This window comes from Streptomyces viridosporus (genome assembly GCF_002078235.1).
In the GTDB taxonomy this organism is placed as follows: Bacteria; Actinomycetota; Actinomycetes; order Streptomycetales; family Streptomycetaceae; genus Streptomyces; species Streptomyces viridosporus.
The window spans coordinates 1-10,756 of sequence record NZ_MSGP01000677.1 but is presented as its reverse complement, the minus strand read 5'-3'; the positions used below and the strand labels follow the sequence as shown (position 1 = coordinate 10,756).

Here is a 10,756-nt window from a genome sequence, read left to right as displayed (position 1 = left end):
GCCCCCGCCCGGGCACCGGGACTCCCGCCGTCCCCGGCACCCGGCGCCCGGTGCCCCGCCGCGCGAAGGCGGGCAACGGCGCGCGGATCGCCTCCCCCGTCCCGGTCTCCGCCCAGCCCCTGTCCGCCCTCGGCGCGACGGCGCAGGGCCTTCCGCGGGGCACCCCGCCGCTCGGCGGCGCGATCGCCGTCGTCGTCCTGCTCGCTCGGAGCGGCGCGGGCGGCCGGCCCCGGCGGCATCACGCGAACGGTGTACCGCCCCCGTACTTCTGACGAACGGACCACCCGGGGCTTTGAGAAGACCCCCGCCCCGGCAGGGGTAGGCTTCGCCCCCGGGGACTGCCATACGGACAGGGTTCGCCCGCGGCCGAAGCCGGGCCGTGTGCCGCGGACCGCGGCGGATGCCGCCCCTGTCCGATCCGTACGGAGGGGCTGACGATCACGTGAACCTGCGCGACAAGCTGCGCGGCCTGCTGGTCAGGCTGTACGCGCGCCGGGTGGAAGGCCACCTGGACACCGCTCAGGTGCCCAAGCACATCGGCGTCATCATGGACGGCAACCGCCGTTGGGCGAAGGCCGCGGGCTCCAGTACCGTCCACGGCCACCGGGCCGGCGCGGACAAGATCGGGGAGTTCCTCGGCTGGTGCACCGAGACGGACGTCGAGGTCGTCACCCTCTGGCTGCTGTCGACGGACAACTTCGACCGGCCGAAGGAGGAACTCGTCCCGCTGCTCGGCATCATCGAGGACGTGGTCCGCACCCTCGCCGCCGACGGTCGCTGGCGGGTGCACCACGTCGGGACGCTCGACCTGCTGCCCTCCGGGATGCAGACCACCCTGAAGGAGGCCGAGGAGACCACCGCGCACATCGACGGGATAGTGGTCAACGTCGCCATCGGATACGGCGGCCGCCAGGAGATCGCCGACGCGGTGCGGTCCATGCTGCTCGACGCCCATGAGAAGGGCACCTCGATGGAGGAGCTCGCCGAGGCCGTCGACGTCGACATGATCGGACGTCACCTCTACACCCGCGCCCAGCCCGACCCCGACCTCGTCATCCGCACCAGCGGTGAGCAGCGGCTGTCCGGATTCATGCTCTGGCAGACCGCCCATTCGGAGTACTACTTCTGCGAGGTTTTCTGGCCGGCCTTCCGCAAGGTCGACTTCCTGCGCGCACTGCGCGACTACGCCGCCCGTCACCGGCGCTACGGCGGCTGAACGGCGCCGCGGGGCGGCATCCGGGCAGGCCCGGACACCCCGGCACGGACCACAGGTCACGCGGAGTTCACCAGGGTGCCGCCCTGTGGTGTGGCATGGCGGCGCTCGTTCGAGGGCATAACCCAGACAGGTCGACACCCGAACCACGGGTGTCGGATCTCAGCGGGTGGCACGGGAGTCGCCCGCCCGGGAGGCCCTTTGCACCAGCCCGACCGTGCGGTCACGGCACGGAAGAAGCAGCGGAGGGCCGGTTTCCGGCCCGCAGTGCATGGGGGCCGTGGACCGGCCCAGCTCCGCCTCGTCGCTCCCCGACCTCATCCGAGGGGGTACGTCCTTCCGTGGTGACCAGCGCAAAGCGCCACAAGCCAGACCGGCGCACCTATGTTCTCGACACCAGCGTTCTGCTGGCCGATCCGAACGCCCTGAACCGCTTCGACGAGCACGAGGTCGTGCTCCCCGTCGTCGTGGTGACGGAACTGGAGGCCAAGCGGAACCATCCCGAACTCGGCTACTTCGCTCGTCAGGCGCTGCGCCTGCTGGACGACTACCGGGTGCGGTACGGCCGTCTGGATGCCCCCATTCCGACCGGGGACCTCGGCGGAACCGTGCGGGTCGAGCTCAACCACTCGGACCCCAGTGTGCTGCCCAGTGGCTACCGCCTGGGGGACAACGACTCCCGCATCCTCGCGGTCGCCCGCAACCTGCAGGCCGAGGGGTTCGACGTCACCGTCGTGTCGAAGGACCTGCCGCTCAGGATCAAGGCGTCCTCCGTCGGCCTCCTGGCCGAGGAGTACCGCGCGGAACTCGCCATCACGGACGCCTCCGGCTGGACCGGGATGTCCGAACTGACCCTGCCCGGCGAGCAGGTGGACGTCCTCTTCGAGGAGGGGCGCGTGTACGTGCCCGAGGCCTCCCACCTGCCCGTGCACACCGGGCTGACCGTCCAGTCGGAGCGCGGCAAGGCGCTGGGGCGGGTCACCGCCGAGGGCGACGTCCGTCTGGTGCGCGGGGACCGGGAGGCGTTCGGCGTCAAGGGCCGCAGTGCCGAGCAGCGGATCGCGCTCGACCTGCTGCTCGACCCGGACATCGGGATCGTGTCCCTGGGCGGCCGGGCCGGTACCGGCAAGTCGGCGCTGGCGCTGTGCGCGGGGCTCGAGGCGGTGCTGGAGCGCCGGCAGCACGAGAAGATCATGGTCTTCCGTCCGCTGTACGCGGTGGGCGGGCAGGAGCTCGGCTACCTGCCCGGCACCGAGGCGGAGAAGATGGGCCCGTGGGCGCAGGCCGTCTTCGACACGCTGTCGGCGGTGACCAGTCGCGAGGTCATCGAGGAGGTCACCGCGCGCGGCATGCTGGAGGTCCTGCCGCTGACGCACATCCGGGGCCGCTCGCTGCACGACGCGTTCGTGATCGTGGACGAGGCGCAGTCGCTGGAACGGAACGTCCTGCTGACCGTTCTGTCCCGTATCGGGGCCAATTCGCGGGTCGTTCTGACCCATGATGTCGCCCAGCGGGACAATCTGAGGGTCGGTCGGTACGACGGTGTGGTCGCCGTCGTCGAGAAGCTGAAGGGTCACCCGCTCTTCGCGCACGTCACCCTGACGCGGTCCGAAAGGTCCCGGATCGCCGCCCTGGTGACCGAAATGCTCGAAGACGGGCAGATCTGACCCACGCGTCCCAACAGGAGCGGATTGCACGGTGGTTGGCGCCGTCCGGAAAAGCCGTAGAGCCTATCCGGGCGGCGTCGGCGTGTGCGGGGGTTTCCTGGAAGCCCCGGAGCCAAACGAGGTGTGAGCTTTCACACGCAACGGGGAATTGCCTTGCGGCGCCGTATTACGGCAGAGTCTCACTCCTGTCAGGCCCCGCATACGACACAGTCGTGCCCCCAGCGGTACGACGCCACAGAAGCACCGCTTCCAACTCCATAGCGTCGTCGTATGCCGCCCGAGCACCACGCGGCACTCCCCTTGTGGGAGTTGCCCACCGGGCCCGTGCCTCCCGTGGCCCTTAGTTGGGGAGGCCAGTGCCAGGGGCACGATTGCGTCCGCGAGGGTCACCGAAGCGGGCGATGCTGGAAGGAAACCGTGTGAGCCGGATCTCGGTCCGGGGATTCGCAGTGGCCTCGGCCACCGCGGTCACCGCTGTCGGAAGCGTCGTCGGCGTTGCCTCGGGCAGCACCGCGCAGAACAACGACGTCGAAGCGACGGCAAGCGGCACCACGCTGCTCGCGGACATCCCCGCGGGCCAGCAGGCCCAGGTGCAGACCGCGTCCCTGACGCAGCAGGCCGAAACGATGGCCATCGCCGCGGACACGAGCGCCAAGAAGGACGCGGAGGAGGCCGCCCGCAAGGCCGCCGCCGAAACGGCCATCGCCAAGAAGGAAGCCGCCGAGAAGCAGGCGAAGGCGGAGAAGGAGGCGAAGGAGCGCGAGGAGGCCGAGGCCAAGGCCGCCGCCGCCAGCCGTTCCGCGACCCGCGACGCCTCCGAGATCGCCGTCAAGAGCTCGTACACGGTCGCCGAGGTGCAGTCGATCGCGCGTCAGATGATCCCTGGCGACCAGTTCCAGTGCTTCAGCAACATCGTGCAGCGCGAGTCCACCTGGAACTACCTCGCGGTCAACCCCTCCTCCGGCGCCTACGGCCTGGTCCAGGCGCTCCCCGGCTCCAAGATGGCCTCCGCCGGCGCCGACTGGCAGACCAACCCGGCCACCCAGATCAAGTGGGGCCTCGGCTACATGAACGACCGCTACGGCAGCCCTTGCGGCGCCTGGTCGTTCTGGCAGGCCAACCACTGGTACTAGGGCCCGGGCAGCTCCGGCCCCGGCCCACGGCCTCCCGGCCGTCGCACGACCCCGACGAGAGCCCCGCACCGTTCCACGGCGCGGGGCTCTCGCCCTGTACGGTCTGACCGACGACTCCAGGGGGAGTGGTGGGGAGCAACGGGGGAAGAGGACGGAGCATGTCGCGAGTGCCAGGGTGGCTCGACCGGGTGGGAGCCCGACTGACCGAGGCCGGAAAGCGGTTGGAGCAGCGCCGCGCCGAGGCGCAGCGGGGCGTCCGGGAGGACGAGGAGTCCGGACGGGAGGGCGCCCCCGAGTTCGCGCCGTCGCCCGACCACACCCCCCTCGTCCAGCCCCGGCCCGACCCGGCGCAGGCCGTGCCGTGGGGGGTGCGGGTCGCGGCCGAGGTCGGCTGGCGGCTGCTGGTGCTGGCCGGCACCCTCTGGGTGCTCATGCGGGTCATCAGCGCCATCCAGTTGGTGGTGCTGGCGTTCGCGGCCGCGCTGCTGATCACGGCGCTGCTGCAGCCGACGGTGGCGCGGCTGTGCCGGATCGGGGTGCCGCGCGGGCCGGCCACCGCGCTGACCGCCCTGTTCGGGTTCGTCGTGATCGGCCTCATCGGCTGGTTCGTGACCTGGCAGGTCATGGAGAACATCGACCACCTCTCCGACCAGATCCAGGACGGCATCGACGAGCTGCGCAACTGGCTGCTCAACAGCCCCTTCCACGTCACCGACAAGCAGATCAACGAGATCGCCAAGAACCTGCGGGAGGCGGTCGGCGCCAACACCGAGCAGATCACCTCGGCGGGCATCGAGGGCGTGACGGTCGTCGTCGAGGCGCTCACCGGCATTCTGCTGGCGGTCTTCTCGACCCTGTTCCTGCTCTACGACGGCAGGCGCATCTGGGAGTGGTCGCTCAAGCTCGTCCCGGCCGCGGCCCGTCCGGGCGTCGCCGGCGCGGGCCCGGCCGCGTGGCGGACGCTCACGGCGTATGTGCGCGGCACGGTGGTGGTGGCCCTGATCGACGCGATCTTCATCGGCCTGGGCATCTACTTCCTCGACGTGCCGATGGCGGTGCCGCTCGCCGTCTTCATCTTCCTGTTCTCCTTCATCCCGCTCGTCGGTGCGGTGGTGTCCGGAGCGCTGGCGGTGGTCGTCGCGCTCGTCACGCAGGGCGTGTTCACGGGCGTCATGACGCTGGTGGTGGTCCTGGCGGTGCAGCAGATCGAGGGACACATCCTCCAGCCGTTCATCCTGGGCCGCGCGGTGCGGGTCCATCCGCTCGCGGTGGTGCTGGCGGTCACCACGGGCGGCATGGTGGCCGGCATCGGCGGCGCGGTGGTCGCGGTGCCGCTGGTCGCGGTCGTCAACACCGTCGCCGTCTACCTGCGCGCGTACTCCCGGGAGGTGGCCGCACGACAGGCCGTCAGGCCCCGGGGCGCGACGGCGCTGTCCTCGGCGCAGGTCGGGACGCCGGCCCCCACCGGCACGGAACCGCCGGCTCCGGTGGAGGAGCGGCGGCCGGGGGACACGCGCACCCCGTAGCGGGAACCCGCCGCGCCGCCCGCACCGGGTCCCCGTACGGCAGCGGGCCCGCCCACCGCGAACGGTGGACGGGCCCGGTGCGCGGGCGGGCGCGGTGTCACTCCGCGAGGGCCGCCTCCGCGTCCAGCGTGGCGGCGACCGCCTCGATCACCGCGGCGATCTTGAACGCCTCCTGGATGACCTCGCGCTCCACGCCGGCCTTGCGCAGCACCTGCTCGTGGGAGTCGAGGCACATGCCGCAGCCGTTGATCGCGGAGACCGCGAAGGACCAGAACTCGAAGTCGACCTTGTCGACGCCCGGGTTGCCGATGACGTTCATCCGCAGACCGGCGCGCAGGTTGCCGTACTCGTGGTCCGACAGCAGGTGACGGGTGCGGTAGAAGACGTTGTTCATCGCCATCACCGCGGCGGCGGCCTTGGCGGCCGTGTACGCCTCCGGCGACAGGTTCGCCTTCGCCTCCGGCTCCAGCTCGCGCAGCACGATGGCCGAGCGCGAGGCGATCGCCGTCGACAGCACCGTGCCCCACAGCTGCTGGGCCGGGAGGCCGGAGTTGCCGATGACCGAGCCCAGGTTGAGCTTCAGGTCCTTGGCGTAGTCCGGTATGCGGGACTTCAGGGAGTCGAGCGACATGTCAGGTCACTCCCCGGCCAGCAGCGCGACCGGGTCCAGGGTCTCGTCGCCCTTGGTCCAGTTGCACGGGCAGAGCTCGTCGGTCTGCAGGGCGTCCAGGACCCGCAGGACCTCCTTCGGGTTACGGCCGACGGAGCCGGCGGTCACCATCGTGAACTGGATCTCGTTGTTCTGGTCGACGATGAACACCGCGCGCTTGGCGAAGCCGTCCTCGCCCTCGATGCCGAGGGCGCGCATCAGCTCGTGCTTGGAGTCCGCCATCATCGGGAACGGCAGGTCACGCAGGTCGTCGTGGTCCTTGCGCCAGGCGTGGTGGACGAACTCGGAGTCACCGGAGAAGCCGAGGATCTGGGCGTCACGGTCGGCGAACTCGTCGTTCAGCTTGCCGAAGGCCGCGATCTCGGTCGGGCACACGAAGGTGAAGTCCTTGGGCCATGCGAAGACGATCTTCCACTTGCCCTCGTAGGTCTTGTGGTTGATGGTCTCGAACTCCTTGCCCTTCTCCAGCGAGACGCAGGCGGTCAGTTCGAACTCGGGGAACTTGTCACCGACAGTGAGCACAGGCTCTCCTTGCAGCGAAGAAGCACCCATTTTACGGGTGTTTCCCATGGGTTGGACCTTATTGATGTTGGCACAGAGTGCATTGATGAGTGAAATAGCTACACTCGGTCGTGTTGATCGGAGGTAGCTATCAGTGACTGTGCGTAAAAGGCGCAGGCAGCCAAGCCTCGCGCAGTTGCGTGCTTTCGCCGCCGTGGCCGAGCATCTCCACTTCCGGGACGCCGCCGCGGCGATCGGGATGAGCCAGCCGGCCCTGTCGGGCGCCGTGTCGGCGCTGGAGGAGTCACTCGGTGTCACCCTCCTGGAGCGTACGACGCGCAAGGTCCTGCTCTCACCGGCCGGCGAGCGGCTCGCCGCCCGCGCCAAGTCGGTGCTGGCGGAGGTCGGAGCGCTGGTCGAGGAGGCGGACGCGCTGCAGGCGCCGTTCACCGGAGCGCTGCGGCTCGGGGTGATCCCGACGGTGGCTCCCTATCTGCTGCCCACGGTCCTGCGGCTGGTCCACGACCGCTATCCGCAGCTCGACCTCCAGGTGCACGAGGAGCAGACCGCCAGCCTGCTGGACGGGCTGACCGGCGGCCGGCTCGACCTGCTGCTGCTCGCGGTGCCGCTCGGGGTCCCGGGCGTGGTCGAGTTGCCGCTCTTCGACGAGGACTTCGTGCTGGTCACACCGCTCGAGCACGGGCTCGGCGGCCGCGAGGGCATCCCCCGCAAGGCGCTGCGCGAGCTCAACCTGCTCCTCCTGGACGAGGGCCACTGCCTGCGCGACCAGGCCCTCGACATCTGCCGGGAGGCCGGAAGCGCGGGAGTCGCGGCCACCACGACGGCGGCGGGACTGTCCACGCTCGTGCAGCTGGTCGCGGGCGGCCTCGGGGTGACGCTGCTGCCGCACACCGCCGTCCAGGTCGAGACCACCCGTTCCGGCCGGCTCCTCACCGGCCGCTTCGCCGACCCGGCCCCCGGCCGCCGCATCGCCCTCGCCATGCGCACGGGCGCGGCGAGGGCGGCGGAGTACGAGGAACTGGCGGCGGCACTGCGCGAGGCGATGCGGGACCTGCCGGTGCGGATCGTGCGGGACTGACCCGCGGCCCGCCCGGCGCCCCGCACGCCTCCCGCCCCCTTCGCCCCGGCGGGGCCGGGCTACTCCGTGCGCAGGCCGTCCGGGCGCATCATCCGCAGCAGGGGCGGCAGGCTCAGCAGGGTCACCACCACGACCACCGCCGCGCCGATCCCGGTCATCCGCAGCACGCTCGGCCAGTCCACGCGGACCGACGTCGCGGTCATCCGCAGCAGCACCGCGCCCAGCGTCACGCCCACCGCCGACGCCAGCAGCAGCCCCAGCCCGATCGGGACCGCCGTCTGCCACAGCACCGACAGGCTCAGCGTGCGCCGCCGGGTGCCGAAGGCGACCAGGGACGACAGCAGCTTGCGGCGTTCGCGCAACTGCTCCAGCTGGGAGACCAGCAGGCTGGCCCCGATCAGCGCGAGCACGGCCGTGGCGCCGACGAACAGGCCGGTGCGGATGGAGTCGAAGCGCTCGGAACGCTCGGTGGCGTACCAGGTGATCGGCTCGGTCATCGGGTTGATCCCGGCCGCCGCGTTGCGCACGTGCTCGAGGGCGTACGGCACCGATTCGTCGACCGCCAGGTACAGCTCCCCGCGGAGCTCCTCGGCCATGGCCTCGGGCAGCGCGCCCGGGGTCATCAGGAAGCCGTTGCGCCTGCTGCCGGTCGGGTCCTCGATCGCGTGGGCCCGCTTCACCTCCTCCGGGAGCGTCCAGGACAGGGCCTCGGGTCGGCCGGGGTCCTCGCCCGCCTCCAGGTACAGCTTCCGGCCGGGCTCGTTCAGGGCCGCGGTGTCCTCGTCGTAGTCGCCGCCGCTGAGCACGAACGCGTCACCGTCCCGGCAGCTCGGCAGTTCGGCCACCTCCCGCAGGGTGGCGCAGTCGCCCACGGTCAGCGACGCGCCGAGCATCGTTTCCTTCGGCGGCGGCGCGTCGTAGAGGTAGCCCTCGGACAGGGCGTGGACCTGCCGTACGCCCTCGGTCCGTTCCAGCTCCGCCGCGGCGGCGGGGAGCTCCACGCCCGCGGGCACCCTCACCTGCATCTGGGCCCGGGACACGTCGTAGCCGGTGGCCTCGGTGTAGTCGTCCTCCACTCCGGCGAACAGCATCTGCAGCGCGATCGCCCCGGCCACCGCCACCGCGATGCCGTTGACCATGCGGGCCGCCGCACCGCTGTTCAACTGCAGGCGACGCACCGCCAGTTGCCAGGACAGGCTGCCGGCGCCGAGCCGGGAGACGACCGCCTCGACGAACCACGGCAGCAGCGCGGTCACCCCGACGAGCAGACAGACGACGCCGCCGGTGACCAGGTACTGGTTGAAGGTCCCGTTCTCCCGGCCCTGGCCGATCATGGGCGTGAGCAGGCCGACGCCGGCCAGCGGCAGCAGCAGCCGCCACCACAGCCGGCGCCGCGCGGGACGCGCCGTGCGCACCACGCCCAGCGGTTCGATGACCACTCCGCGCAGCGCGAGCAGCGTCACCAGCACCGCGGCCGCCGGGACCGCCACCGCGACCAGCAGGGCCAGCAGCGGCGAGGGGTTCAGATAGCTGGGGAACACGCTGACGCCGAACACCTCGAAGGAGGCGGCGACCTCACGCCCGATCAGGAAGAAGCCGGTGCCGAGGACCAGTCCGAGCAGTGCCCCCGCGAGCGCCTCGCCCGCGGCGATCCGCCGGGTCGCCCGGCTGTCGGAGCCGACCAGCCGCAGCGCCGCCAGCCTGCGGTCGCGCCGCTCGCCGCCGAACCGCACGGCCGCGGCGATGAACACGGCGACCGGCATCAGCAGCACCACGAAGACGACCAGGACCAGCAGGAGCAGGACCGGGTCCAGCTCCGTCTCCGGCTGATCGGGGCCGCCGAACGCGTCGATGCGGGCCACCATGGAACGGTCGATCCGCTCCGCGAGCCCCTCGGCACCGGCGTAGTAGGCGAGTTCCCGCGAGCCGACGAGCCCCTGCTCGCCGATCGTGCCCACCACGTCGTACGGGAGCCGTTCGCGCAGCAGCTCGCCGCGGTCGGAGTCCAGCAGCTCCTTCAGCGCCGGGGAGACGACCATCGCGCCGGCCGCCGGGAACTCCTCCACACCGGGCGGCAGCGGTGCCCGGGCGCCGTCCGGGTCCAGCAGCCGGCCGCGGACCTGCCGGTCCAGATAGGTGGTGTCGACGTCCGCGATGACCAGGGTGTCGTCCGCCGCGGGCATGGTCTGCTGGAGGTAGGTGTGGTCGCGGCGTGCCTCCTCGCGCCGGTCGCGCTCCGCCAGCGCGTTCGGCAGGGCGGTGGTGAGCAGCAGCAGGGCCACCCCCAGTCCGACGCCGACGGCGGTGAGCACCGCCCTGACCCACCCCTCGCGTCCGCCGGCGAAGGCGAACCGGGTCCCCATCATCAGATCCCGGGCCCACTGCCCGGCACTCATACGGCGCGCTCCATGTCCCGGGACTTCCCGTCGCGCACGACGATCTCGCGGTCGGAGTACGCGGCCACCCGCGCCTCGTGGGTGACGAGGACGACGGCGGCGTTGGTGGACCGGGCGGCCTCGGTGAGCAGTTCCATCACGCGCTCGCCGTTGAACGAGTCCAGCGCACCGGTCGGCTCGTCGGCGAACACCACCCGCGGGCTCGTGACCAGGGCCCTGGCCACGGCGACCCGCTGCCCCTGGCCGCCGGAGACCTCGCCGGGCCGCTTCCTGCGGACGTCGTCGACCTCCAGGCGCTCCAGCCAGGTCAGCGCCGCCCGCTCGGCCTCCTTGCGGGGGGCGCCGTTCAGCCGCAGCGGCAGGGCGACGTTCTCCACACAGGTCAGCTCCGGCACGAGCTGCCCGAACTGGAAGACGAAGCCGAACTCCGAGCGCCTGAGCGCACTGCGCCCGGCGTCGTTCATCGCGGTCAGCTCGCGCCCGTTGTACAGGATCGACCCGGAGTCGGGCATGACGATGCCGGCGAGGCAGTGCAGCAGCGTCGACTTGCC

General features: G+C 71.5%; 9 protein-coding genes and 1 pseudogene. 6 read left to right on the top strand and 4 right to left on the bottom strand.

Translation table 11 applies throughout. The annotated features are described in order from the left end of the window. From B7L92_RS35560 to B7L92_RS35540, 5 genes and pseudogenes are all read left to right on the top strand, one after another. Positions 1-272: pseudogene (locus tag B7L92_RS35560) on the top strand (hypothetical protein); the annotation flags it as partial. A gap of 170 nt (positions 273-442) precedes the next feature. Then, positions 443-1,216: an isoprenyl transferase gene (locus tag B7L92_RS35555; RefSeq protein ID WP_081241325.1), complete on the top strand. Its 774-nt coding sequence runs from the start codon at positions 443-445 to the stop codon at positions 1,214-1,216. A 338-nt stretch (positions 1,217-1,554) separates the two neighbouring features. Beyond that, positions 1,555-2,880, top strand: a complete 1,326-nt coding sequence (phoH2, locus tag B7L92_RS35550; protein WP_081241324.1) for an RNA 5'-3' helicase PhoH2 — start codon at positions 1,555-1,557, stop codon at positions 2,878-2,880. Between the two features lie 419 nt (positions 2,881-3,299). Beyond that, the gene (locus B7L92_RS35545; RefSeq protein WP_081241323.1) at positions 3,300-4,013 is read left to right on the top strand and encodes an aggregation-promoting factor C-terminal-like domain-containing protein; all 714 of its coding nucleotides are present in this window, start codon (positions 3,300-3,302) and stop codon (positions 4,011-4,013) included. 158 nt (positions 4,014-4,171) lie between these two features. Beyond that, positions 4,172-5,539, top strand: coding sequence for an AI-2E family transporter (locus B7L92_RS35540; RefSeq protein WP_081241322.1), 1,368 nt, complete (start codon positions 4,172-4,174; stop codon positions 5,537-5,539). 97 nt (positions 5,540-5,636) lie between these two features. On the opposite strand, the gene B7L92_RS35535 is transcribed toward B7L92_RS35540, so the two are convergent. Continuing rightward, on the bottom strand, positions 5,637-6,170 hold the full coding sequence (locus B7L92_RS35535; protein ID WP_081241321.1) for an alkyl hydroperoxide reductase: 534 nt from the start codon (positions 6,168-6,170) through the stop codon (positions 5,637-5,639). 6 nt (positions 6,171-6,176) lie between these two features. Further along, a complete protein-coding gene (locus B7L92_RS35530) occupies positions 6,177-6,731 on the bottom strand; it encodes a peroxiredoxin (protein WP_004983885.1) in 555 nt (184 codons plus the stop codon). A gap of 133 nt (positions 6,732-6,864) precedes the next feature. Between B7L92_RS35530 and B7L92_RS35525 the strand changes: the two genes are divergently transcribed. Continuing rightward, positions 6,865-7,809 (top strand): LysR substrate-binding domain-containing protein, encoded by a 945-nt coding sequence (locus B7L92_RS35525; protein WP_081241320.1) that lies wholly within the window; start codon positions 6,865-6,867, stop codon positions 7,807-7,809. 59 nt (positions 7,810-7,868) lie between these two features. Here B7L92_RS35525 and B7L92_RS35520 read toward each other — a convergent pair whose 3' ends face one another. Both B7L92_RS35520 and B7L92_RS35515 read right to left on the bottom strand, forming a co-directional pair. Further along, positions 7,869-10,205, bottom strand: a complete 2,337-nt coding sequence (locus tag B7L92_RS35520; protein ID WP_081241319.1) for an ABC transporter permease — start codon at positions 10,203-10,205, stop codon at positions 7,869-7,871. Next, the coding region (locus tag B7L92_RS35515) for an ABC transporter ATP-binding protein (RefSeq protein ID WP_081241318.1) at positions 10,202-10,756 on the bottom strand (555 nt) is incomplete at its 5' end. The genes B7L92_RS35515 and B7L92_RS35520, both read right to left, overlap by 4 nt.

Coding starts and splice junctions, on each gene's coding strand:
- B7L92_RS35540 (WP_081241322.1), top strand. CDS start 4,172: ATGTCGCGAGTGCCAGGGTGGCTCGACCGGGTGGGAGCCCGACTGACC.
- B7L92_RS35520 (WP_081241319.1), bottom strand. CDS start 10,205: ATGAGTGCCGGGCAGTGGGCCCGGGATCTGATGATGGGGACCCGGTTC.
- B7L92_RS35535 (WP_081241321.1), bottom strand. CDS start 6,170: ATGTCGCTCGACTCCCTGAAGTCCCGCATACCGGACTACGCCAAGGAC.